We start from the raw sequence: 26111 nt of genomic DNA, 5'->3' as shown, positions 1-26111 counted from the left end.
ATATAGGATGTGTTTCATGCAGAACATTTCTTCTTCTCTGTTTGTTTGGATTTCACTTTGCTTCTCTTCTTTGCCTGCATGAATAGGGAATTTCTCATAATTTTATCATTATTTATCATGAACCATAAGAAGGTTTATAAACTTTTATTCAAATGTAGTATTAGTTCTTACTTGATGATTGTTCCTACATGATAATAATTATTATCTAAGATAAAACATCATCAATGAGTTGTCATCATTATGCAAGTAATTGCGAATTCCGGTTGTTCCCGGAATTGACAAAAGCAAACAAAATAAAAGTAATACAAAGGGGACTAAAGAATGTTAGATTTGCTATATTTAAGCCGTCTGCAGTTTGCAATAACTGTAGCATTCCACTTCCTGTTCGTTCCACTTACACTGGGACTTGCATTGTTAGTGGCTTATATGGAAACAGTCTATTACAAGACCAAGGATGAAACCTGGCGTAAAATGGCTGATTTCTGGGGAAGGATATTCAAAATAAACTTTGCAATAGGCCTTGTTACGGGTCTTGCAATGACATTCCAGTTCGGTACTAATTGGGGTCCATATTCAGAATTTATGGGTGACGTATTCGGATCACCACTGGCCGTAGAAGCACTAATGGCTTTCTTCCTTGAAGGAACTTTCTTTGGTGCATGGATCTTCCTTGACCGCAACAGACAGAAGCTCAAGGCTTTCTCCATGTGGATGGTTGCTCTTGGAACAAACATCTCTGCACTGTGGATCATCACAGCCAACGGTTTCATGCAGAACCCGGTAGGATACGAGCTGCTACCTGACGGAAGCAAGGTCATAATGACTGATTTCCTTGCGCTTGTAACTAATAGTTATGTATGGTACATGCTGGTTCACACACTTCTTTCAGCTTACCTGCTAACAGCTTTCGTAATTCTTGGAATATGTGCCTATCAGTTCCTTAAGAGAAATGACAGCGAAGTATTCAGGAAGTCATTCAGGATGGCAATTGTCATCGCACTCGCAACATCAATATTGCTTCCTGTTCTCGGACATGGTTATGCGCAATATGTTACAGAGATCCAGCCGGCAAAGGGCGCTGCAATGGATGCAATCTGGGAAACCGGTTCATCGGTTCCGATGTATCTCATACAGGTTCCGGATTCAAGTACAGGTTCTAACAGCGTAGAACTACTTGGAATCCCGGGTCTTGCCAGCTTCCTGTATACCGGAAGTTTCAGTGGTACGATCACCGGCCTGAACCAGATGCCAGCCGATGAGATTCCACCGGTTGGAATGGTATTCTGGAACTTCAAGCTCATGACAGTCTTAGGTTTCGTTTTCATAGCAGAGGCACTCGCAGGTCTATATCTTCAGAAGACCGGAAAGCTGTACAGGTCTGATCTGTATCTCAAGTTGATGCAGTGGTCCATTCCGCTTCCATTCATTGCCATAATAGCCGGATGGAATGTTGCAGAAATTGGAAGGCAGCCATGGATAGTTTACGGACTGCTTAAGACACCTGATGGAATCTCAATGGTTCCAACATCAGAAGTCATGTTGAGTGTTATACTCATAACCGGATTCTATGCGATCCTGTGGGTCTTTGAGTATTACCTGATCAAGAAGACTGTTGTCAATGCAATAGGAGCTGAGTAAAATGCTGGAATTCTTAACACATGATTTACTTGCTAATATCTGGTTCTTCCTCTGGTGTGTAATTTGGGGAATCTATTTCATAGTAGATTCATTTTCCCTTGGAGCAGGTCTTCTCACACCTTTCATAGCATCAGATAAGACACAGAGAATTCAGATCCAGAAGGCAGTCGGTCCTTTCTGGGGTGGAAACGAAGTCTGGCTCATACTGGCTGCAGGTGGAACATTTGCCGCTTTTCCACTGGTATTCTCAAAGATGTTCACATTCCTCTATCTTCCAATGATGCTCCTTCTTATTGGACTTATAATGAGAGGAATCTCAGTTGAGTATCTCCACAAGGATGAAAGTCCCAAGATACAGAACATTCTCATGTGGGGATGGTTTACAGGAAGCCTTGTAATCTCTCTTGTACTTGGAGTTGCATTTGCAAACTTCTTCAAGGGACTTGCCATTGCTGACGGATGGGTTTACCAGGGTACGCTTCTTGGACTTTTCAGTCCTTATGCATTGATTGGAGGAATACTCTTTGTGCTTATCAGTGCAACATCAGGTGCCCTGTGGATCAAGATTAAGACAGAAGGTCCAATTGCTACAAAGGCAGAAGATTTCGCAAATAAGAGCAGTATAGCAGTACTTGTACTCACCCTTGTGTACCTGGTATATTCCTTTGCAGGAATTGCAAATTTCACAGTTAATTACGCTGCAACACCTGTATTCTATGTGCTGCCGGCAATTGCAGTTCTGACTGCTATCCTTGCAGTTGTTTTTGCAATGAAGGGAAAGGCCTTCCTTGCTTTCTGCTGCAATCTTGGAGTAATACTCTTTATTGTACAAAGCGGTCTTGCAAGTATATATCCGTACATGCTCAAGTCATCCATTGCGCTTGAATATGGTATTGATATATATCAGGGAGCTTCAAGCCAGCTTACTCTGACAGTAATGCTTCTGGGAGCACTTGTGTTTGTGCCACTGGTTATCATTTACCAGCTATGGGCTTACACATTGTTCAAGGAAAAAATAAGAGAAACAGAAACGGTTGATTACTAACCGTTTCAACATTTTGTTTTTTGTATCATTTCAATTTATTTAAATTTTAAACATATATCTGATTTTCATATCAGTTTTCTTTTTCAGGAATTCCGGTACCAAGGAAAATAAGTTTAGTTTCTATCGGAGTACCATCATCACCATCAGTCATTGTGATATCTTCTCTTTGGATGTCAATATTCACATTTTCAGGTTTCAGGTCAGATTCCTGCATGTATTCAAGTATCAGTTTTTTCCCGTGCTCGTTTGCATATTCCAGAGCATCTGAATAAGTTGGGAACTCCCTTCTTTCCACTGGAGAAAACACCAGAATGCTTCTTTCAGTCTTCTTGTAAAATGATTTTACAAGTATCTCAATGCTTTTTACTCCTTTACCCACAAGAGCCCCGACAGCATTTCCAACATCGGCATGTTCAGGAACTACAATATCGGCAATAATAAGCCTGTTAAGTTCTTCAACATAGCAACTGACAGGTCCACCAAGAAGCACCACCGGAACATTCACTTTAAACTGTGAGAGGAAATCCCCGCGTATCATTTTTTCTATCTCAGGCTTTGAAATTCCTTTATACATAAAGCTCATGAGATCAAGTGCCATATTGATTGCGACTTCCTTTTTAATATGCATACAAAGTTCGGTCTCATCCATTGATGTGAGCCTTGCAAGGATCTTAGCTCCTGTAAGTGAGGCTTCACGGTCCCATTTTGTGTATTCTCCAAGCACATGAAGAGCATCCGTCGGAGTAAAGCCAATGGCCTGAACCAGTCTTTTTTGTATCAGCGAATCAACACTATCCGGAGATATTGGCTTTCCTATCTTCCAGAATATATCGTTCAGTGAGACAGGTTCAAACTGAATTATTTCCATGAGTTCTTTCTCAAATGAACTAAGGTTTGTGGCTTCTTTTCCTGTCCTGACGAAAAACTTAGTTGGTTGTACATTTTCTGCAAGATGCACCCTTGAAGGCGTCCTGCCAGATTTCAATTGCTCCATGAAACCGGGATATTTAATAGCAGCAAGGCAGAGTGGTACAACACGGCGTGGTCCGATATTGACATTGCGGTTTTTGATCCATACATGACTGTCACCGCCCATGGCAGATGTTTCCATACGTATGGCCTTCACTTTTGTATGCCATCCTCCGACCACGGCTCCTGTGTCCACAAGTTCCGGGAAACCACTGTAGTTCAGTGAAACATCGGTACTTGTTCCTCCGACATCAATAACTGCACAAGTATCATTTCCTGAAAGGAAGGAAGCACCCATAAGACTTGCAGCAGGTCCTGAAAATATAGACTCGATAGGTTTTTCCATGGCCTCGTGTATGCCTATTACAGAGCCGTCACATTTCAGCATCATGAGTTTTGCATCTATGCCACGTTTTTTAATATCGGTTAGAATTGCGTGGATGAATTGGTCTGCAATCGGAAGTAGTTGTGCGTTAAGATAAGCTGTAACACCTCTTTCATATGCTCCAAGATCCTGTGACAGTTCGTGTCCACAAACAATTGGAAGTCCGGTTAGCTCTGAAAGCATATCCCTCACTTTTATTTCATGATCAGGATTACGGATACTGAAATATGAGGAGACAGCAAAAGCGGAAACCCTTTCTTTGACTTTAAGAGCATATTCCCTTATGGCTTCCATATCAAGAATATCGTCTTCAAGCCCGGCTACGTTGTGTCCACCTTTTACTACAATGAAATCGGCTATTGGTGTATTTGCAGGGAGTGTGTGTTTTCCTATGAGTATAAGAGCAACCGGGTAGCCGGTTTTTTCAAGTATGGTGTTGGTTGCAAGGGTTGTTGAAACTGAAACAAGTTTGACATCAGACAGATACTTGCCGTTAAGTCCATCGATTGCATTCTCTATTCCTGTTAAAAGGTCAGGATATGTCGTAAGGGCTTTATTGGAATCAATAACCTTTCTGTCAGAATCCCTTACAATTACTGCATCGGTGTACGTCCCACCGGCATCTATTCCAAGACTGTACTGCATTTATTCTACCTCCATTTTCCTTCCTTTTCCGGCTTCTCCAATACCTGAAAAGGCGAGTCGTGTTTCTACAGGAAGCCCTCCTTCGTGTGTAATAATATCACTTCGATGCATATCGATGCTAACATCAGCAGTGTCCAGGCCGGCATCACTCATGTAGTTCATTATGAGCTTGCTGCCAATTTCTTCACCGAATTCCAGAGCTTCGTGATATGATGCGAATTCCTCCCTGCCTCCCGGGAAGAATACAACAAAAGATGATGTTTTGAGATTGTATTTTGATTCCGTGTAGCTGGCTTTTATCAGAACCTCAAGTTTCTTTGCACCTTTCCCTGCAACTGCACCAACGGCGTTTCCGACGCTGCAGTATTCGGGAAGGATAATCTGTGCATCTATGAAATCTGCAAGTCCCTTCTCATAAGCTTTTACAGGTCCGCCAAGAAGAACTACGGGGAGATCGACTTTGAATCCGGCAAAGAACTTTCCCCTGAGCACTTTTTCTATCTCTTCCCTGCTTACACCTTCAAGCAGGAATGAAATAAGGTTCTGTGCCATGTTTATGGCAACATCTTCCTTTATCCGGAGACAAAACTCCTCTTTATCGGTTCCTGAAAGGGCAGCCAGAATACCGGCTCCCAGAACTGAAGCTTCCTTGTTCCACTGGGTGTATTCTCCAAGAACATGGAGAGCGTCTGTGGGTGTAAATCCAATTGTTTTTATGAGCCTTTTCTGTATGAGCAGGTCAAGTGTAGCTGGGCTCGGAAGCCTGTTCTCATTCCAGTAAATCTCACTGACAGTAAGTGGTTTGTCTCCTATTCTTGAAAGTAAGTCATCTTCTGCAGAACTGATGTCCGGTAATTCCAGTCCTGATCTGATAAAGAATTTTGTTGGTTGCAGGTTCTCCCCTATTTGATTGCGGAGAATAACCTGATTTTGTTTGAGCTTTTCAATTATTTCGGGGTGTTCATTGGCAGCAAGACAAAGTGGAATTACCCTTCTTGGTCCAATATTTGTCACATGGTTTCTGACCCATACATGACTGTCTCCTCCCATTGCGGATGTTTCCATTCTTATGGCTTTGACCTTTGTTTGCCATCCACCTACCAGAGCACCGGAATCACTGAGTTCGGGAATACCGTTGTGTATAACTGAAACATCGGTACTGGTTCCTCCAACATCGATGACAACACAGTCCTCAGTTCCTGAAAGATATGATGCTCCAACTAAACTTGCAGCAGGTCCTGAGAATACAGATTCGATCGGTTTTTTCAGGGCTTCAGAGATACCTACAACTGAACCGTCACATTTGAGCATCATGAGTTTTGCGTCAATATTTCTTCTTTCTATTTCAGAACTGACAGCTTTCATAAAATGACTTGATATTGGTATGAGCCTGGCGTTCAGGTATGCAGTGATACCTCTTTCATATGCGCCAAGATCCTGTGAAAGTTCATGTCCGCAGACAACCGGAAGTCCACTGAGGTCAGTGATAAGTTCTTTTATTTTTAATTCGTGATCCGGGTTCCGTACACTGAAATAGGATGAAACTGCAAATGCAGAGACTTTATCTTTTACTCTGAGTACAAATTCCCTTACAGATTCCAGGTCAACAGGACAAACTTCGTTCCCTGCACTGTTATGTCCTCCTTTTACAAGGCTGAAATGTTCGATTTTTGATCTGTTGGGTACATCCGCATCATTTGCAAGAATAAGAGCTACAGGGTAGCCTGTTTTTTCAAGTACGCTGTTGGTTGCAAGGGTTGTAGAAACAGACACATAACCAACCTTCTCAAGGTGATGCTGATCAAGCCCGTCCAGAGTATTCCTGATGCCTTTTAAAAGGTCAGGATATGTAGTCAATGACTTGTTTGAATCTATTATGCTGCCATCAGAGTCCCTGATCAGGACAGCATCAGTATAGGTGCCTCCGGCATCTATTCCAAGGCTGTACTCCATTAGAGTACCTCCTAGGTACTGTCAGGGTTCAACTTTCTTTTTTCAAAAAGAATATACTGGTTTTGGAAATGAAAGACAGAGAAAATCAATCTTCCACTAATCATTCTTTTAAGCATATTTCTACCTCAAGAATAAAAGTAATAGGAAATTCCTGCTCCTTTACAGTTTTAGTGGAGTTAAAACCAAGGAGCAAATGAAGGAGGTAGAATTTCCAAAGGATTTGTAGACCCAATTACTAGTCAAGGTGACTTGTTAAATCCCAAACACTACTATGACTAATCTAGTATTTATATTTTATGATAGCTAAAACACTAATCTCACTGTAAAATAAAGTAATATACGTCTTATGATTATGTTTTTGTTACTTTGTTCTCAAAATGCATCTAAAATCATTATACGCAAGATATTTATACCTATTCTTTTTCTTGATTTCACGTTGGGAGAAATTACATATTATTAAAGTTTTACTTGCCTCTCTTATTTCACTTTCTTTGTCCAGAAAATGATTGTTCAGAAATACCTATATATAGTTTGTGCAGGGTAGTTTTTTTATTGTTGTTTGCTCCTATTCTTTTTTCAGGATTTTAAAGCTCATGCATATATATTATTGCATAAACTTTATATATTATCAATTGAAGACTCCAATCGTTAATAATATATACTGAAATGCTACTTCCAGTGTCAAAGTAAAAAACACATTTAAATTTGAGACGCATGTAAGTTTTGAGCTTCTATCCACCATAGCAGCATGAAAATGAATGAATGCAATTTTGGGCGTGGTATACATATCAGATACAAAAATTTCCGAAAACAGTAGTGTTCAGAAAGGAAATGTTCCTGACACTGTTTTAGTCGACAAAAAACTCGAAGCAGTTTACAACAGCAGTCCAGTCATCTCTTTTATCTGGAAAGCTGAAGGGAACTGGCCTGTTGAATATGTTTCCGGGAATATTACTCAACTTGGATACTCACCAGATGAATTCCTTTCAGGCAAACTGGCATATGGGGATATAGTTTTCCCTGATGATCTTGACAGGATTCTTCTTGAAGTCAAAAAACATTCTGAGAAAAAGAACACATCCTATTTCTCTCTGAATTATCGAATTCTGACCAGTTCTGACGAAGTACGTTGGGTTACTGAAAGATCTTTTATCAAAAGGGATGAAAATGGGAACATTACTCATTTCCAGGGGATTATCATAGATAATACTGAACTGGAAAAAACGGAAAGAGAGCTACTGGAAACCGGTAAAAAATACAAGATAATATTTGAGAGTTCTCCGGTAGGGATCCTTTATTTTGATGAAAATGGAATAATCACTCACTGTAACAAAAGTTGTTCCAGCATAATTGGTGCTCCGGTAAAGAAAATAATCGGTTTCAGCGTCCTTTCCTCTCTTAAAGATGAAAGGCTTAAAAATGCTGTGGATGTTGTTTTCCTGGGGAACCCGGGTTTTTATGAAGGCACATTTGTTTCCAGTATAAGTGGAAAACAAATAACACTAAAAGCCAGTTTCACTCCTGTAATGGATGACGATGGTTCTTTACTTGGAGGTATAGGTATACTTGAAGTCAGTAAAGATGCAAAAGAAAAACTGGCTCTCAACGAGATGCGGCTTGAAGCCCTGCTGAAATTGTACCAGATGCAGGATTTTCCTATGAGTGAAATTGCAGAATATGCAATTCAAAAAGCTGCCGAACTAACCACCAGCACTACAGGTTATTTGGAATTCCTGAATGAAGATGAGAATGTGCTGGAAACTTATCACTGGCCTGTAGATGTTGAAGCCGGTATTTCCGGTGTTGAAGAGCCCTTTGTTCATCCTCTCAAGTCAACAGGTTTCTGGGGAGAGGCCATACGTGAAAGAAAACCCGTAATAGTCAATAGTTCGTATGATTCGGATAATCTTGATGAGATATACCCCGGCAAAAAAGAACGCATGCAAAATCATATAACAGTTCCTGTATTTGACAATGAGCAGATAGTAGCAGTTGCAAGCGTTGCTAATAAGCCAAAGAACTATGACGAGTCCGATGTACGCCAACTGACACTTCTTATGGAAGGTATGTGGAAACTTGTCCAGTACAAGAACACAAACGAAGTTTTGTATGAAGCTCTAAGGATGCGCAGGATGCTTGAATCTATCATGAGTTCAAGTCCTGCTATTGTTTTCCTATGGAAACCTGAACAGGACTGGCCTGTTGAATTTGTTTCTGAAAATATTAAGCAGTTTGGCTACAATGTGAACGATTTCATCTCAGGAAAAATAATTTATGGTGACATAATTCATCCATCTGATCTCCATAGGGTAAGGAGTGAAGTTGAAAGAGCATCAAGGGAAGGTTTCTCTGATTTTAGTCAGGAATACAGGATACTTACAAAATCCGGAGATGTAAGGTGGGTAGATGAAAGGACACTGCTACACTATAATGAAAGAGGTATGGTGGATTATCTTCAGGGTATAATTGTTGATATAACTGAACGCAAGCAGGCTAATAATTTCCTGCGTATTGAGTGTGATCTTGATAATGTGCTTGGTGAAACAGGAGGACTTGAAGAGACCTTTGAGAAATTGCTTGATTTTACCCTTGAAGCCAAAGCTATAGATTCTGGTATAATGTATGTTGTGGATGATGTGACTGGAGGATTTGAAGCCATTTCCTACCGTGGCCTGTCCGAAGATTTTGTCTCTTCATTGGCCAATTTTGGTCCGAACACACTTATGGCACGTCTTTTTACAACAGGTTTTCCTGTGTATAAATATTTCTCAGAGATAAATATGATGATGCCTGCTGTAAATCTTGATTTTGAAGGGTTGCAGGCAATGGCCTTTATACCTGTAAAATTCAATGAAAAGCTGGTGGCTGCTATTGTGCTTGGTTCTCATACAGAGCTGGAGATTCCTGCAAACTCAAGGAACCTAGTAGAAACCATAGCCAATCAAGTTGGTATCATCATATCCAGGATGAAAAAAGATTCCGGTGTCCAGAAAAGTAAGAACAATATGAATTCTCTGCTTGATGCACTTGATGAGGTTGTTTTTATAATGGATATGGAAGGCAAGATTCTTCATATTAATAAAACTCTTATTGAAATTCTTAACTATTCATCAAGGGACCTTGAAATGAAGGATTTCCTGATGCTCTATCCGCAAGACTGGGAAGACGATGTTCTGTCCACACTGGACGAGATTATGGCAGGAAAACTTTCTACTTGTGACATCCCACTTGTAAGCAAAGAAGGTATTCTTGTGCCTGTGAAGTCAAAATTTACAATTGGTGACTGGGGCGGACAGGATGTTCTTATATCCATATCTTCCCCGATAAAAGAGCCTGGAACTTAACAGTATTCCAGGCTGTCGTCTCTGTTTCCTACTCCAAGGACTACAAGTTTAGTTTCCATGGGAGTTTTCCAGCCCACAGGGATGACTTCTTCTTTTTTAATATCTATCTTTATGTGGCTAGGGTCAAGTCCTGCTTCTTTCATATAGCTGAGCACGGTGGTTTCACCAAGGTTTACAGCATAGTCCAGAGCTTCCTGATATTCATAGAAGTTGTTCTTTCCATGTTCTGAGAAAACAAGGAATTCCCAATCAGGAGCAGCCATGGATGCAGGTCTTATAAGTACTTCAAATCTGCGTATGCCTTTTGCAGCCAGCGCCCCGGCAGCATTTCCAACACTTGAATATTCAGGAAGGATTATTCTGGCATCCAGTATTTCCTGCATTTCTTTTACGAATGCGGACACAGGTCCTCCTATTAATACTATAGGTACCTCTATCTTAAACTTTGCAGGTGACTGGATATCGAACATTTTTCTTATCTCAGATTTTTCAACTCCGTCAAAGAAGAATGATACAAGGTCACATGCCATGTTCTTTGAAAATTCTTTTTTGATATGTTGGGCAAATTCATGCCTGTTCATTCCTACAAGGGAACCAAGCATGTCCGCACCCACATTTGCAGCTTCAACATTCCTTTCAGTGTATTCACCGAGTACGTGAAGGGCATCTGTAAGTGTGAAACCAATTGGTTGCAACAATCTTTTTTGTATGAGGCTGTCAAATACCTTGCTTGCAGGGAATTTTTTTATGCGGTTAAAGATTTCTGTTGTGGATGTTGGTTCCTTTTTAACAGCTTCAAGAACTTCCTGTTCCTCCTGACTTGCTTCCAATGCTTCATAATCTGTCCTTAGATAGAATTTAGTTGGCTGGTAATTCACTCCAATTTTCAGTTTTGATGGCATTGGATTTGCTCTGAGTTGTTCAAGGAAATCCGGGTAAAGTACAGCAGCCCTGCAGAGGGGAATAACTCTTCTTGGGCCTATATTGATATTTGCTCCTTTTACCCATACATGACTATCGCCTCCCATAGCTGATGTTTCCATTTTAATGGCTTTAACTCTCGTTTTCCATCCGCCTACAACTGCGCCTGCATCGCTCATTTCAGGAACACCTTTATAGATTACAGATATATCCGTGCTGGTTCCTCCTACATCTATTACGGCACATGTTTCTTCATTTGCGAGGAATGAGGCACCTACAAGACTCCCCGCAGGTCCCGAGAATATAGATTCTATAGGTTTTTTAAGAGCACTCTGTATTCCAATTACTGAACCATCACATTTGAGCATGAATACTTTTGCATCAATTCCTCTGGATTTAATTTCAGCTTCTACTGTCGTCATAAATCTTTCAGTTACAGGTATTAATTGTGCGTTCAAAAATGCTGTAACAGCTCTTTCAAATGCACCGAGATCCTGAGAAAGTTCATAACTGCAGACGACTGGAAGGCCGGTGTGTTCCATAATAATATCTTTTGCGCGGAGTTCATGTTCATGATTTCTTACACTGAAATAAGATGAGATTGCAAAGGCTGAAACTTTGTCTTTGACACTAAGGGCAAATTCCCTGATTGCTTCTTCCTCAAGAGTATCGGTTTCTATACCGTTGTGGTCGTGCCCTCCTTTTACTTTTATGAAATGTTTTGTAGGGAGTTCCTGCTTGATATCATAATTTCCTATGAGTATCAGGGCTACCGGTGAACCCGTTCCTTCAAGTATACTGTTTGTGGAAAGTGTTGTGGATACTGACACTACTTTTACATCTCTGAGACATTCGGGATCCAATCCATCTATGGCTTTTGTTATCCCTTCCAGAGGGTCTGGATAACTTGTCAGTGCTTTGTTTGACTGGATAATTGTGTTATCATCATCTTTCAAAAGAACCGCATCAGTATACGTCCCTCCTGCATCAATACCTAGGCTATAACTCATTTATGTGAACTCCATTATTTTTGTCTGTTTAATTGCCAGAATGTTCCAAAATTATGGTATATATATTTTTTGTAAACCCTTTCACACTGTTAACTCAAAAAACACAATCAATAGGCTTTTTTTTAAAAATTACTTATTTGTCTTCTAATGGCAGGTAGAAATAATTATATGGTATAATTGTGATAGATTTCTTAATCTGTGGATTGGTAACTAAGAGTTGTGACAGTCTCTGCGGGTTTGAATATATTAATTTTCGACTAGAATCTGATAAAATATCTTTTTAGACGATGTATTTATATATGAGTTTTTGGCACTCTATTTGAGTAAAGTATAAATATTAGTTCTTACTAAGAAATAATTAGTAATCTTGGGCTTCTTCCTATAAAAATAAGTAAATGCAATCTATGTCTGTGTTTTTGTTTTTTTGTCATCTTTTGTATTGCGTTATCTTTATATATGGCATTCAAAACCGCTCAAATAGGAAAATATATATAGTAGATTAGTAGGGAATCTTTATATACTTGAATATGATACCTATTTGTGAGGAATAACAATGCTCTAAGCATGTTTCACTCCTTCGGAATATTTTACATGTATTCCGATTAAAATTTAAATTGGAGGTTAAGAAATGGTAAAACAATATTACCCAGGTAGAAGTCCATTAGAAGGCGTAACTCTGGAACTTTTTTCTGAAGATGATCTCAGATCCCTTCACTATGCTACAATGGATGTCTTCATTAACACTGGTATTCAGGTATCAGATGCTGAAGCAAGAGCTATCTTTAAAGAAGGTGGCTGTTTAGTCGACGAAAAAACACATATCGTCAAGATTCCTGAGTTTGTAGTGAACAGAGCACTTCGTGACTGCCCATCCAAGTTCGTCCTTTGGGGACGTGACAAGCAGCACAACGTCAAGCAGGAGCACAAAGGAAAGGTACACTGGACCTGTTTCGGTACCGGTGTCAAGATGTGCAACTACCAGGCACCTGGTAAGTACGTGACTGTTGACTCAACAGACAAGGATCTTGCAGACACAGCAAAACTCTGTGACTGGGCAGAAAATATCAACTACTTCTCACTTTCAGTTTCCGCAAGGGACTGGGCAGGAAAGGGTGCACAGGATGTCCACGAGACACTGACACCATTGATGAACACAACAAAACACTTCCACCACATTGATCCTGTGGGCGAGAACGTTGAGTACTACCAGCAGCTTGCTACTGCATACTATGGCGGAGATGACGAGGAAGCACGCAAGAAGCCTATCTTCTCAACATTGCTCTGTCCAACAAGCCCACTGGAGCTTGGTGACAATGCATGTCAGGTTATCATAAAGGGTGCAAGATTCGGTACACCAGTTAACGTACTCAGTATGGCAATGGCTGGCGGTTCATCACCAGTACACCTTGCAGGTACACTCGTAACACACAACGCTGAGGTACTTTCCGGTATCGTACTCGCACAGCTTGTCAAGCCAGGTGCACCAGTATGGTATGGTAGTTCTACCACAACATTCGACCTGAAGAAGGGTACTGCTCCTGTGGGTTCCCCTGAACTTGGTCTTATCAGTGCAGCTGTAGCAAAACTCGGTCAGTACTATGGTCTTCCTACATTTGTAGCAGGATCGTAGGCAGATGCCAAGATACCTGATGGCCAGGCTGGCCATGAGAAAACAATGACTACTCTTTTCCCCGCATTGTCTGGTGCAAACACCCTTTACGGTGCAGGTATGCTTGAGCTCGGTATGACATTCTCACTTGAACAGCTTGTTCTTGACAATGACATGATCTCCATGACAAAGAAGGCAATGCAGGGAATCCCTGTAACAGAGGAGACCATGGCAGTTGAATCCATCGACCAGGTTGGTATTGGAAACAACTTCCTTGCACACAAGACAACAAGACAGAACATCAACCTCCCATCCAGCCCAATGCTCATTGACAGGCTTATGTTCGGAGACTGGGAAATGGCAGGTTCAAAGGACATCGCTACAGTGGCTCATGAAAAAGTCGTTGACATCATGAAGAACCACGAAGTTGAGCCAATAGACGCAGATCTGCTCAAGGATATGCAGGCAGTCGTTGAGAAGGCTGACAAGGCATTCAGGGACAGCAGATAAACAAGGAGGTTTAAAAAATGGCAACAAAAGAAGAGATTATTGCAAAAGCAAAAGCAGCAATTTTAGACTTTGATGAGGATGCAGCAGCAGAAGCAGCTCAGGAAGGTCTTGACGCAGATGTAGATCCTGTTGACCTTATTCAGGATGGATTCACTGCAGCTATGAATGAAGTTGGTGACCAGTTTGAAGCAGGTACAGTATTCCTTCCACACGTCATTGCAGCATCAGAAGCAATGAGCGCAGGAGTAGCAATACTTACACCAGCTCTTGAAGCAAAAGGTTCAGAAACAGCAAGTAAGGGTACAATAGTTATCGGTACAATTGAGGGAGATATTCACTCAATCGGTAAGGACATTGTAGCAACAATGCTCAAGATCGCTGGTTTCAAGGTTGTAGACCTTGGAAGAGATGTAGCTATCGGTAAGTATGTCGAGGCTGTAAAAGCAAACAAGGCTGATGTAGTAGCTTCATCTGCTCTTATGACCACCACAATGGTCAGCCAGATCCAGGTCGAAGAACAGCTCAAGGAAGCAGGAGTTCGCGATTCCGTTAAGACAATGGTCGGTGGAGCACCTGTAACCCAGGACTGGGCAACAAAGATCGGCGCAGACATCTACGGAGAAAACGCAACAGACGTTGTAACAAAACTGAATGCACTCTTCTGAGAGGGCAAATTAAGTTGAGAGGATGTTTAGGCATCCTCACAACCGGAAGACAATAATTTCGTATTTATTGTTTCCTGGTAATTGGTGCTAGGGGGAATAGGAGTATTCCTTCGTAGTGCCCTCAAGAAAAAATGATTGCTTTCAACTTGATCGGCGTTGTAGCTTTCTATTTTTTTGAGTATTCTTTTCCGGTACAACCGGAATCAAATGGTCAGAAATGGCCGCTATGTTCATGAAGGTTTGAAATTGGAGGTATTGACTATGGATTTAAAAGCTTTAAAAAAGCAAGAACACCAGAAGAGGGTCAAGTATGGTTACATGTGGGCTCTCTTCTGTGCAGTTCTCTGGGGTATGTGGTATATTCCCGGTACTACTGTATGGGTACTTAACCCATTCGATGAAATGTATGGTGAAATCGCTGCAGGAAGCGGCGATGGTATGGCACTTGTAATCGTGGCTGTATTGATCACAGCATTTAATGCATTAACAGTTATTCTGGCTCTTACCGTCTGGAATGGCGTTCTAGGTAAGTTCGGTGAAATGAAGAGGACAGTGAAGGAATTCCATCCTTGTTCAAAATGGTTCTTCCTGGCATCTATTTTTGGTGGTCCAATGGCCATTCTTGGTTCTTTTATCGCAATGGGATTTGTTGGCGGTGCTTTTGCAGCGGTTGCAGCTCTTATGTATCCTGTTGTAGGTTCTATCCTTGCTCAGAAGTGGTATGGTGAAAAGATCTCAAAGAGGGCTTATCTTGGTATTGCTTTCATTATTGCAGGTGGTATCACCATATTCGGTGGTGGACTACTTACTGAGCTTGGAAGCGGAAACGTTGCCTGGATTGGTTATCTCGGTGGCCTTATGGCAGCAGCCGGATGGGGTATTGAAGGTGCTATAGCAGGTAAAGGTCTTGATATCGCAGAACCTGATGTTGGTCTGACACTGAGATTCCTCGGTGAAAACATCATCTGGTGGATTATCATTGTCCCAATACTGGCTATTGTTGGTTTCCCAATGTTTAAGTATGCACTTATGGCATTTGAACCACTCACACTTCTGGTACTTGTCTTTGCAGGAATTACATTTGGTTTCTGTTACGTTACATGGTACAAGTCTTTCCCACTTATTGGTGTTGGAAGGGGTCAGGGTATCGGTAACCTGTACGGTCTGTTCGCTGTAATATTCATCTTCCTTTTCTTCGGAGATGTCCCTTCATGGACTATCCTTCTGGGAGGTGCACTCTGTCTTGGAGGTAGCTCAATCATGTTCTCTGAAGACACCGGTGAAATGGAATCTCTGAGAGGTGACTAAAATGGCAGGACGACGTCCTATTAAATTCAGGATACTTGAGCTTTGTAACGGCGGCAAATGGAACTATGAAATTGTCCAGCAAATACAGAAAGAGTATGGGTTGAAAGGCAATTTCCAGAGGGATTCCATAAACTTCGATATCATTGAACTCGCATCAGGCGGAATGCTGAAAGATGTAGAGGTTAAGGTTGACGAAGAAGGAATCTACAAGAAAGGTTTCCTCTTGCACAAGTACGAACTGACAGACTTTGGAAAAATAAGGGCTGCAGATGCCTGTTTAATGTATGTATAAGGAGTGATTCAAAATGGTACAGACACAAGCTGCAATGGAAGCTTATAATGCTTACTGGGTGAATTCACCCCTGCCCGCTGCTGATGTTCTGTGGATGGTTGCCATCCTCATAGTAGCATTAGTAGCACTCTGGCAAGCAAGAACATTTGTTTCCCAATTCTGAGGAGATGCTAAAAAAGAATCTTTAAGATTCGTTGAGTAGATGGACACAGTGAAGTTGCAGGATTCTTATCCCATGGTCATTCCTGTGACGAAACTGTGTCTATTCATATTTATTTAGTCAACTGCCTCGGAGGTTACGTAAGTCAATATAATAGAAAAATATAAATACAAGATACTATCAAAATGCATGAGTAATATTTATATAGTGTACTTAAAGGTAACATATATATCTATCGTATGACTATGCAGATTAACCTCCGGGTTATACCCCCAACTTCAAACCAGAACATAATAAGAATCGTCTAAAATTATTAAAAATCAATGAGGTGTACAAATGAGCAATGAAGAAATGTTCAAAGAACTCGCAGATGCTGTCGTCACATGCAAGAAAGATGTTGTCACAGCAGCTGTAGAGAAGGCAAAGGGCGAGGGCATTCCTGCACCCGAGATCATCGAGAAGGGTCTTGCGTCCGGAATGAACGAAGTCGGTGTCCTTTTCGAAAGAGGAAAGTTATTCCTTCCTCACGTAATGATGGCTGCAGGCGCGATGGAAGAAGGTGTCAAGCTTCTTGAAGCAGACATGCCAAAGGACGCTGTCAGCAAGAAACTCGGTGTAATTGTCAACGGTACTGTCGAAGGTGACGTTCACGACATAGGAAAGGCAATTGTATCCACTATGCTTCAGTCAGCTGGCTTTGAAGTTCACGACATTGGAAGAGATGTTCCACTCCAGAATTTCATCGACAAGATAAAAGAGACAAATGCAGACATGGTAGGTCTTTCAGCACTTATGACCACCACTCTCCAGGGACAGAAAGATGTCATCGAGATGCTCAAAGAAAATGGTATGAGGGATGGCGTAAAGGTCATGGTCGGCGGTGCTCCTGCAACCCAGGCATGGGCTGACAAGATCGGTGCAGACTGCTATGCAGAAAATGCAAGTGAAGCTGTTGTAAAAGCTAAGGAACTTCTACTTTAATTGAGGTTTTATCATGACAACAGAATATAAATTGAGAATGGGAGACGGAAAGCGTATTTTCATGACAAAGGAGCAGATCGTCGCTGACCTTAAAGAAGGTATGGCAGATGCTGCAGACCTTGGAAGCATTCCAGATCTCAGTGCAGATGAGATAGATAAGCTCGTAGACATTATCACCATGCCTTCAAGGATGGTTGGTGTTGAGCAGGGAATGGAAGTTCCAGTAACCCACGATATCGGAACCATAAGAATTGATGGTGACCAGGGTAACAGTGGTGTAGGAATCCCATCCAGCAGACTTGTCGGTGCAATGATGCACGAGCGTGCATTTGGTGCTGACACAATGGAACTCGGTCACATTGACTACAGTTACAAGCCAGCAAAGCCTGTAATTGCACAGGAAATGCAGACAATGGAAATCTGCCAGCAGAACATGATCGTTCCTCTTCTGTACGGTGCAATGCCAAACATGGGTCTTTATTACACACCAGACGGTCCATTTGAGAACCCTGGAGATCTCATGAAAGCATTCAAGATCGAAGAAGCAAGACAATCCATGGAACACTCTGCAGAACACCTCACAAGGGATATTGTTTGGATCATGCAGAGGATGATGGCATCTGGTTCTGACGGTGTCAACTTCGATACTATCGGTGCTGCAGGTGACGGTGACATGTATGCATCACTTCATGCAATCGAAGCACTCAGAAAGCAGTTCCCTGATATCTACATTGAAGCAGGTATGGCAGGAGAACTTATGCTTGGAATGCACGGCGAGCTTGAGTACGATGGTACAACTCTTGCAGGTCTCTGGCCACATGAGCAGGCTCCACTTGTTGCAAAGGCAGGAGCAAACGTATTCGGTCCAGTAGTTAACACAAACACCAGTAAGAGTGCAGCATGGAACCTTGGAAGAGCTGTTACATTCATTAAAGCAGCTGTTGAAGCTTCAACACTACCATGCCATGTGAACATGGGAATGGGTGTTGGTGGTATTCCAATGCTTGAAACCCCTACAATTGATGCTGTATCAAGAGCCAGCAAGGCGATGGTTGAAATTGCTGGCGTGGATGGTATATAGATAGGGGTCGGCGACCCGATGGGTATGCCGATCTCCCACATAATGACCTCAGGAATGAGCGGAATCAGAGCTGCTGGTGACCTTGTTGCAAGAATGGAATTTGCAAAGGGAATGAGAATTGGAGAAGCAAAGGATTACGTTGCAAAGAAACTCGACGTAACCACAGATGACCTCAGTGACGAATATGTAATGAGAGAACTGAGAGAAGAACTTGGTATAGGGGTCATCACCTCAGTAGCAGGTGCTCCAAAGGGAATTGCAGCTAAAATGAACATCGAGAAACTTCTCGATCTTAAAATCAACAGCTGTGAGAAATTCAGAGGCCAGTTGAAGTAAATATCTCAGGTAATCAGTTTTGAGTTTCACTGTTAGTGAAACTCATTTCCTTTTTGATTACCTTTTTTTCATAAATAAAAAACGGAAATAGATTTTGGAGGCTAATAATGTCAAATCAGGAAATGTTAGACAAACTTAGAGACACAATTGTCACTCAGAATATTAATGGCTGTGCCGAAGCTACCCAGGAAGCCCTGGACTCCGGTATGACAGCAGTTGAGATCATCAACGATGGTCTTTCAGTAGGTATGAAGATCATCGGAGACAAATTCGAGGCAGCAGAAGTCTATCTCCCACAGATCATGATGTCCGCAAAGGCAATGAATGCAGCAATGGAGATCCTTGTGCCTATCCTTGCAGAAGAAAAAGGTGCAGATGATGAAGGTGTCGGTCTTGCTGTTACTTACGTGCAGGAAGGCGATATTCACGATATCGGCCACCGCCTTGTAACCACCATGCTTGAAGCAAATGGTTTCAGAATAATTGACATGGGCGTAGATGTACCAAACGACAACATTGTTGAAGAAATTGCAAAACACAAGGGCAAGAAAGTACTGCTCGTGGGTTCCGCACTTATGACAACCTCAATGCTCGGACAGAAGGACACTGTATCCATGCTTGCAGAAGAGGGTCTTAGAGATTCTGTCAAGATAATGTTCGGTGGAGCACCAGTATCTGACGCATGGATCGCAGAGATCGGAGCAGACGCAACAGCAGAAAACGCAGCAGATGCAGCTCGTGTAGCACTTGAGATCATGCAGTAAGGGGGCATAAAATATGACATTTTCAAGATCAATGGATTGTTTTGAGTTCTATGAGAGAGCAAAGAAGGGAGAGAAGATGACCCAGGATGACTGGGACCTCATGACAATCCCAATGAAGGCAATGGAGCTCAAACAGAAATACAACCTTGATTTCAAGAACGAGTTCGTTCCAACTGACAAGGACATGATGGAGAATCTCTTCAAAGCAGGTTTCGATATGCTCCTTGAGTGCGGTATCTTCTGTACCGACACAAGCCGTGTGGTAAAATACACTGAAGCTGAAATCCTTGACGCTCTTAATAATGTCCAGAAGGAATTCACACTCGGTACCGGCAGAGACGCTGTAAGGGTTCAGAAGAGAAGTGTTGGCGACAAGAGAAAGCCAATCGTCCAGGGTGGTCCTACCGGTTCCCCTATTTCCGAGGACATGTTCATGCCAGTTCACATGAGCTACGCTCTTGAGAAAGAAGTCGACACAATTGTCAACGGTGTCATGATGACAGTCCGTGGCAAGCCACCAATTCCAAAGAGTCCGTACGAGGTTCTTGCAGCAAAGACCGAGACAAGGCTCATTAAGAATGCAGCCGCAATGGCCGGAAGGCCAGGCATGGGCATATAGGGACCAGAGACTTCCCTGTCCGCTCAGGGAAATATCGCTTCAGACTGCGTCGGTGGCCAGGTCTGTAGTGACAGTCACGAAGTATCACAGCTCAATGAGCTTAAGATAGACCTTGATGCTATCAGTGTAATGGCACACTATCAGGGTAACAGTGATATTATAATGGACGAACAGATGCCTATCTTTGGTGGCTATGCCGGTGGCATAGAAGAAACTGCTATCGTTGATATCGCAACTCACATCAACGCTTTTGTAATGAGCAATGCAAGCTGGCACCTTGACGGTCCAGTCCACATCCGCTGGGGATCCACAAACACCCGTGAGACTCTCATGATTGCAGGATGGACATGTGCAACTATCTCCGAGTTCACAGACATTATCTCCGGTAACCAGTACTATCCATGTGCAGGTCCATGTACAGAGATGTGTCTCCTTGAAGCATCCGCTCAGTCTATAACTGACACAGCATCAGGCCGTGAGATCCTCTCCGGTGTTGCAGCTGCAAAGGGTGTTGTCCAGGACAAGACCACAGGTATGGAAGCAAGGATGATGGGAGAAGTTGCAAGGGCAACCTCTGGAATGGATATTTCTGAGGTTAACAAGATCCTTGACGCTCTTGTCAGCTCATACGAAGGCAACTATGCAACTGCACCAGAGGGTAAGACTTTCCAGGAATGTTACGATGTTGCAACCGTAACACCAACCGACGAATACGTCAAGGTCTACGAAGGTGCACGCAAGAAGCTCGAAGAGTTCGGACTTTCATTCTGAAATCAATGAATCCCTGTGATAACGTAGTTTATCACTTCCCTAACGAGCCAGCGATTTATCACCGCTGGCTCACCTTTGTTTTTTGACATTTGTATTTTTCTTGATTATCTTTGATAATTTGATATTCATTAAGATATTTCTTAAATAAAAATGACAATTATTTTAATATTTAAAAGGAGTATAGTAACCCTGATGAATTTCAGATTTAAAGATACTCTCACCGAAATACCCTGGGAAGCCTCAATTCTTTTCATTGGATGGATGTGGTTAGGGTGGTCGGTTTTTGGAATGACTTTAGTTAATATGATTTACCCTAGCTTGTATATTTATCATTTTTTTGTGGCAGGTATTTACCTTTTACCTGTGGTCATCATTGGCTTTAAAATTTTAAATTACAGAAATGTCAGTGGAATACCTTTATTTGCAGCTTCAGGATTTATAGGATTATGGACTATTCTAATTCATTTGAAGATGAATCTGGGACTTAATATTGGTGTTTATACAGTAAGAAATATTGAGTTTTTCACAACACTGGTACTAGTGGTAATTTTACCTGTGAGTTTCTATATTTACGCCCGATCAATCGGATGTAAGAAAAATATAAAATTGCAGTTTTTTCCTGGCTTTGCAGCAACTGCATTATTAATTTTACTGGTTAGCAAATTATTAGATTTTTATTATCAAGCAACATTCTCGTTTTTTGGATATTATGCGTTGCTTTCCTCATTACTTTTTTATTTCCTGTTTTTTATCGGGCCTGTATTAGGTGGCGTGTACATAAAGGAGATAATGTCAAAAGAAAGTTGATTTTAAGATTCAAACAGGTTCTCCAGGCATATCACCCATTATCTCATAAGAGATCTTCCTGTAGAGCGCCAGATATTCCTCGGTGGGCTCCATATCGTATTCTGAGCGGATGTTGTAACATTTTTCGAAAGGTTTACCTTCTGGTGGATTATTCAGGCGGTTAGCATATTTGGAATAAATTTTCGATACCAGATTATTTGCTTCAGTAAGATTCAACTGCGTAGCAAGCTGCGCCATTTCTCCCATGAACCTCGATTCAAGCCCTGAGGAGTGATCAGGAGCACTTCCACGTCTTCCGCTTGGACCAAGCAGCATATTTCTTCCGCAAACGGTATCTCCGATTGCCTGGGCAGCAGTCTCGTAGAACATCATATCGGTGCAAATGCCTGCAGTATTCCAGTAGTAACGTGCAGTATAGTAGTTCATATTCCTGGAAATACCAAGTGATGCCAAATTGGATGCCCACATAATCTCCTTTGCAGATGATGAACCCGTGTTAGCGTGTACAGCACCGCATGCATGTATACTTGAATGGGCCAGAACCTTTGATTGTAGTGTCTCTGCAACATCCATAATCGCCAGTCCTTCAGGTGAACCTATACAAGGTCCTCCGAAAACAGGTACCTGTCCTGTTATATAGTGGTTACCATGCTCCTGGTGGTAGATACATTTTGAAAGGGTTTCGTAGTCTACCTTAAGATCGTCCATGTAGACTTCCTGAGGGTCACAGGTTGAATAAAGCTCATCTGATGAGACTAGCAGAGATGATGTTGTAAGCGTAGAGGTGCTTGGGCCCATAAGTGCCAGTCCTTCTCTGCCACCTATTTTTGTAGCCAGTCTCTCATTCCTGGAAGCCTTGAGGACTGCAAGCATTTCCAGAGGACTTCGGGGTTGTATGTATTCTCCTCCAAACTGGTTCATTGCTCCACTGTATATGCCTTGTACAACATTTTCCTGCACAGAACTCAGGTTGATATAGAGAAAATTCTGTTCAGAAACACTTCCACCTGTAGGTCCACCGATAATTACCGGTGGGAATGATATCATAGGGTACCGATGTGGTACAACCACTTTTTCTTTGAGCCGACCTATTTCAAGGGGATTAGTGGTGTTAAGTGCTTTAAGTATGTCCTCTTCATCGATGTTGATAACTCTTTGAGTGCTTCTGCAGAAAATTCCTACTGAGTGCAGAAGTTCAATGCCTGCTTCAAAAACAGCATCTCCCATTTCAAGGTCATCGGGTACAAAAACTTTAGGGTCATACTCTATTCCATATTTCAGAGCAAGTTCTTCTGATTTCTTGAACACCATGATGTCATGCTCTCTTTCTGTGCGTTTTTCCCCTCCAATAGCATATTTGAGGTACTTGTAGATGTTTTGCATGACTAATCTCCTTAAAATATAAGTTTTCAGTATAGGTCGTATTAGGTTTTTGTATTTATATTACAAATAGAATTGCTTCCATTACTTATATTTTTCTATATTTTGCTGTTTTATTAATATGTTAAATTTATATACTGTCAATTGATGTTGATTTTTTAATTAATAATTACTTTCACAAAGCAAATAATAGTAATTCTTATATGTAACTAATATTGCAGCAGACAATGTTCTTGTATAACATGCAGTTCTATAAGGGTTACTTTTATGTGTGTTTTTTGTCTTCAACTTGCCCGCTCAAAATAACTTATATTTATATTTTTTGTATATGGTGAATTGTGATAATTGTGATTCCTATAATCAAGAGTGTGAATTTGATATCAATATTTTTCTACTTTTTTATGTTTGCAAATTGATCTTCTATATGTGTAAATCAATATCAATCAACTTATTTTATGTCTTTGTTTTATGTTGTGTTATAATATTTCGATTTCCTTCATTATCTTATATTTATCTCTTTCCCATCCTTCCTTCTAATCCCTTGTATATAACCTTGTCCATATTGAATAGTAAAATATATATGCTAGCGAGGAGAATTTGAAGATAATCACAATAAGGAGATTGAATTTATGGCAGAATACACCCCTAAAGAAAGATTAGCACGCGCATTAACAGGCCAGCCTGTAGACAGGATGCCTGCAGTCTCAGTAACCCAGACCGGAACAGTTGGGCAGATGGAAGCCTGTGGAGCTTTCTGGCCAGAAGCAAACTATGATGCTGAAAAGATGGCAACACTTGCCGAAGCAGGACACACTGTAATTGGCTTTGAAGCAGTACGTGTTCCTTTCGACATCACTGCTGAAGCTGAATTCTTTGGCTGTGAGATCAAGGATGGTACACAGGAACAGCAGCCATCCGTAATTGGTCATGTCGTATCCAGCATGGAAGATATCGAAAATCTTAAAGGCTACGATCTTAGCAACGGCAGGATCAATGTTGTATGTGACGCAATTAAGATCCTTGCAGACAAGTATGGAGACGAACTCCCTATCATGGGCAGTATGATTGGTCCTTTCTCCCTTGCTCAGCACATCAATGGTGACGAATGGTTCATGGCTATCATGACAAATGAGGAATTCGGTCTTGCACTAATGGAGTTCACAACAGAATTTAATGTTGCTTATGCAAAGAAGATGGTTGAGAACGGTGCCGACACAATGGTAATCATTGATCCAACAGCAAGTGCTCAACTTATCGGTAATGAATTCTACGAGAAATTTGTGGTACCTTACCATAAGAAGATCTGCGATGCAATGCATGAACTCAATGTACCAGTAGTACTTCACGTATGTGGTGACACAACTCTTGGTCTCTCACTCATGGAAACCTGTGGTGTAGACGGTATAAGTGTTGACCAGAATGTGGACGCTGCAACAGCTGTAGGAAATGTAAAGAATGCAGTCATCGTCGGTAACCTTGATCCTGTAAACATGCTCTGGAACCAGACAACTGAGGCAATAAAGGAACAGTCACAGAAGGTACTGGATGCAGGAATCGGTCTGCTGGCACCTGGATGTGGTATTGTGAGCAAGACTCCTACCGAGAACCTCCAGGCAATGGTAGAGATGGCTAAAAGCCACAAATACTAGATGTACTAGATGTGTAATTTTTGTTGAAATGAGTTAACACCTTGTTTCCCCTCCGTAGCACCGGTCTGCTTTTATATTCTTAGGCCGGTGTCTGCTACCCTTTCCTTTCAGGTAATTCCTGATAATATTCTTCTTTTCCACAGATTTATATATGCTGAACTTCTACTAGACCCAGAGATGCCTCGCAAAAGAAAAAATAAAAATAAGGATTCCATTGATGACGAATCAGGAATCACAGATTTTAAGAGCCTGTTAAGAAAACAGGGCTATAGCCTTGCAGGCAAACATAGCGCTGTCAAGACTTGCATGTGGCTTCGCAGGTCTATGAAAGATGAAGGCGAATGCTACAAGTCCGTATTCTATGGAATCACATCTCACCGATGCCTTCAGATGACCCCTACTCTTATGTGTAACCAGAAGTGCCTGCACTGCTGGAGACCTACCGAAGTAGATGTACCCATGCCCGTTGGATGGGACTCTCCAGTGGAAATAGTGGGGTCTTCAATTGAGTCACAGAGAAAGCTCATATCTGGTTTTGGAGGTTCTGCACCCCTTGAACGCTGGAAAGAAGGCAACGATCCAAAGCATGTTGCTATTTCTCTCTCAGGAGAGCCTACTCTCTTCCCTCATCTTGACAAACTTATCGATGAGTTTAAAGCGCAGGATTTTACCACTTTTGTTGTGAGCAACGGTACTGTTCCTGAAATGATGGCAAAGATAAATCCTGCTCAGTTATATATGAGTCTGGATGCTCCTGACAGGGAAACCTACGAAAAGGTTTGCCTTCCGAAATCTCCTGTACTCTGGGACAATATTCTCAAATCCCTGGAAATACTTAAGAGTAAGGAAACAAGAACAGTTATCCGCATTACACTTATAAAAGGCGTCAATATGTTTGATTCGGAAGGTTATGCTAAACTCATAAAAATAGCAGAACCTGATTACATCGAGGTCAAAGCCTATATGCATCTTGGTTTTTCACGTAAGAGACTTCCACGTGAAGCAATGCCTCAACATGATGAAGTAATGGATTTTTCAGAAAAACTGGCACAGCATCTTGGTTACAAAGTAGCCGATGACGTTGAGGTCAGCAGAGTAGTTTTATTGTCAAAAGACGGGTCAGTTGCCCCTCTTCTTTGACAAATTCTTTTTTTCAGAATGGAGTCCATGACCATGTTTAATACATTATATTACTCTGCATCTAATCATTTAGCCAACGATTTTGTTGTAGTTGTTGTCAAAATCTGTTACGATACCTGTCACAATCTA

At 41.6% G+C, this 26111-nt stretch carries 16 protein-coding genes and 3 pseudogenes; 15 read left to right on the top strand and 4 right to left on the bottom strand.

The features are described 5' to 3' along the window. Positions 1–321: 321 nt before the first annotated feature. A complete protein-coding gene (locus V7O61_RS14670) occupies positions 322–1638 on the top strand; it encodes a cytochrome ubiquinol oxidase subunit I (protein WP_023845240.1) in 1317 nt (438 codons plus the stop codon). Between the two features lies 1 nt (position 1639). Beyond that, complete coding sequence (gene cydB / locus V7O61_RS14665; RefSeq protein WP_407283198.1) at positions 1640–2683, top strand: cytochrome d ubiquinol oxidase subunit II; 1044 nt, start codon at positions 1640–1642, stop codon at positions 2681–2683. Positions 2684–2753: 70 nt separating this feature from the next. On the opposite strand, the gene V7O61_RS14660 is transcribed toward cydB, so the two are convergent. Both V7O61_RS14660 and V7O61_RS14655 read right to left on the bottom strand, forming a co-directional pair. Then, a complete protein-coding gene (locus V7O61_RS14660; RefSeq protein ID WP_407283199.1) occupies positions 2754–4682 on the bottom strand; it encodes a hydantoinase/oxoprolinase family protein in 1929 nt (642 codons plus the stop codon). Further along, positions 4683–6635: a hydantoinase/oxoprolinase N-terminal domain-containing protein gene (locus V7O61_RS14655; protein WP_407283200.1), complete on the bottom strand. Its 1953-nt coding sequence runs from the start codon at positions 6633–6635 to the stop codon at positions 4683–4685. A gap of 758 nt (positions 6636–7393) precedes the next feature. Between V7O61_RS14655 and V7O61_RS14650 the strand changes: the two genes are divergently transcribed. Continuing rightward, a complete protein-coding gene (locus V7O61_RS14650) occupies positions 7394–9979 on the top strand; it encodes a PAS domain-containing protein (RefSeq protein ID WP_407283201.1) in 2586 nt (861 codons plus the stop codon). Here V7O61_RS14650 and V7O61_RS14645 read toward each other — a convergent pair. Next, a complete protein-coding gene (locus V7O61_RS14645) occupies positions 9976–11910 on the bottom strand; it encodes a hydantoinase/oxoprolinase N-terminal domain-containing protein (protein ID WP_023845245.1) in 1935 nt (644 codons plus the stop codon). The genes V7O61_RS14650 and V7O61_RS14645 overlap by 4 nt on opposite strands. A gap of 628 nt (positions 11911–12538) precedes the next feature. Here V7O61_RS14645 and mttB point away from each other — a divergent pair. The 10 genes and pseudogenes from mttB to V7O61_RS14595 all read left to right on the top strand — a co-directional run bounded on the left by mttB (position 12539) and on the right by V7O61_RS14595 (position 21813). Continuing rightward, positions 12539–14029: pseudogene (gene mttB / locus V7O61_RS14640) on the top strand ([trimethylamine--corrinoid protein] Co-methyltransferase). Between the two features lie 17 nt (positions 14030–14046). Beyond that, positions 14047–14694, top strand: a complete 648-nt coding sequence (locus V7O61_RS14635) for a B12-binding domain-containing protein (RefSeq protein ID WP_023845247.1) — start codon at positions 14047–14049, stop codon at positions 14692–14694. Between the two features lie 261 nt (positions 14695–14955). Beyond that, the gene (locus V7O61_RS14630; RefSeq protein ID WP_023845248.1) at positions 14956–16002 is read left to right on the top strand and encodes a DMT family transporter; all 1047 of its coding nucleotides are present in this window, start codon (positions 14956–14958) and stop codon (positions 16000–16002) included. Between the two features lies 1 nt (position 16003). Then, positions 16004–16294: a hypothetical protein gene (locus V7O61_RS14625; RefSeq protein ID WP_023845249.1), complete on the top strand. Its 291-nt coding sequence runs from the start codon at positions 16004–16006 to the stop codon at positions 16292–16294. Positions 16295–16307: 13 nt separating this feature from the next. Continuing rightward, a complete protein-coding gene (locus tag V7O61_RS14620) occupies positions 16308–16457 on the top strand; it encodes a hypothetical protein (protein WP_023845250.1) in 150 nt (49 codons plus the stop codon). Positions 16458–16790: 333 nt separating this feature from the next. Further along, positions 16791–17435 (top strand): dimethylamine corrinoid protein MtbC, encoded by a 645-nt coding sequence (mtbC, locus tag V7O61_RS14615; RefSeq protein WP_023845251.1) that lies wholly within the window; start codon positions 16791–16793, stop codon positions 17433–17435. 13 nt (positions 17436–17448) lie between these two features. Then, a pseudogene (gene mtbB / locus V7O61_RS14610) lies at positions 17449–18852 on the top strand ([dimethylamine--corrinoid protein] Co-methyltransferase). 107 nt (positions 18853–18959) lie between these two features. Beyond that, complete coding sequence (locus V7O61_RS14605; protein WP_023845253.1) at positions 18960–19616, top strand: methyltransferase cognate corrinoid protein; 657 nt, start codon at positions 18960–18962, stop codon at positions 19614–19616. Between the two features lie 13 nt (positions 19617–19629). Further along, a pseudogene (locus V7O61_RS14600) lies at positions 19630–21006 on the top strand (monomethylamine:corrinoid methyltransferase). 192 nt (positions 21007–21198) lie between these two features. Continuing rightward, positions 21199–21813, top strand: a complete 615-nt coding sequence (locus tag V7O61_RS14595) for a hypothetical protein (protein ID WP_407347421.1) — start codon at positions 21199–21201, stop codon at positions 21811–21813. Between the two features lie 9 nt (positions 21814–21822). Here the strand turns inward: V7O61_RS14595 and V7O61_RS14590 are convergent, their stop codons facing one another. Then, positions 21823–23196, bottom strand: a complete 1374-nt coding sequence (locus V7O61_RS14590; protein WP_023845256.1) for a monomethylamine:corrinoid methyltransferase — start codon at positions 23194–23196, stop codon at positions 21823–21825. Between the two features lie 626 nt (positions 23197–23822). Between V7O61_RS14590 and mtbA the strand changes: the two genes are divergently transcribed. Together mtbA and twy1 are read left to right on the top strand one after the other, a co-directional pair. After that, on the top strand, positions 23823–24842 hold the full coding sequence (gene mtbA, locus V7O61_RS14585) for a methylcobamide:CoM methyltransferase MtbA (protein ID WP_023845257.1): 1020 nt from the start codon (positions 23823–23825) through the stop codon (positions 24840–24842). Between the two features lie 177 nt (positions 24843–25019). After that, complete coding sequence (twy1, locus tag V7O61_RS14580) at positions 25020–25982, top strand: 4-demethylwyosine synthase TYW1 (RefSeq protein WP_407283203.1); 963 nt, start codon at positions 25020–25022, stop codon at positions 25980–25982. The last annotated feature ends 129 nt before the right edge of the window (positions 25983–26111 follow it).

The sequence above is a fragment of the Methanolobus sp. WCC1 genome, from assembly GCF_045690315.1.
Lineage (GTDB): Archaea > Halobacteriota > Methanosarcinia > Methanosarcinales > Methanosarcinaceae > Methanolobus > Methanolobus tindarius.
This window is presented reverse-complemented; position numbering and strand designations above follow the sequence as displayed.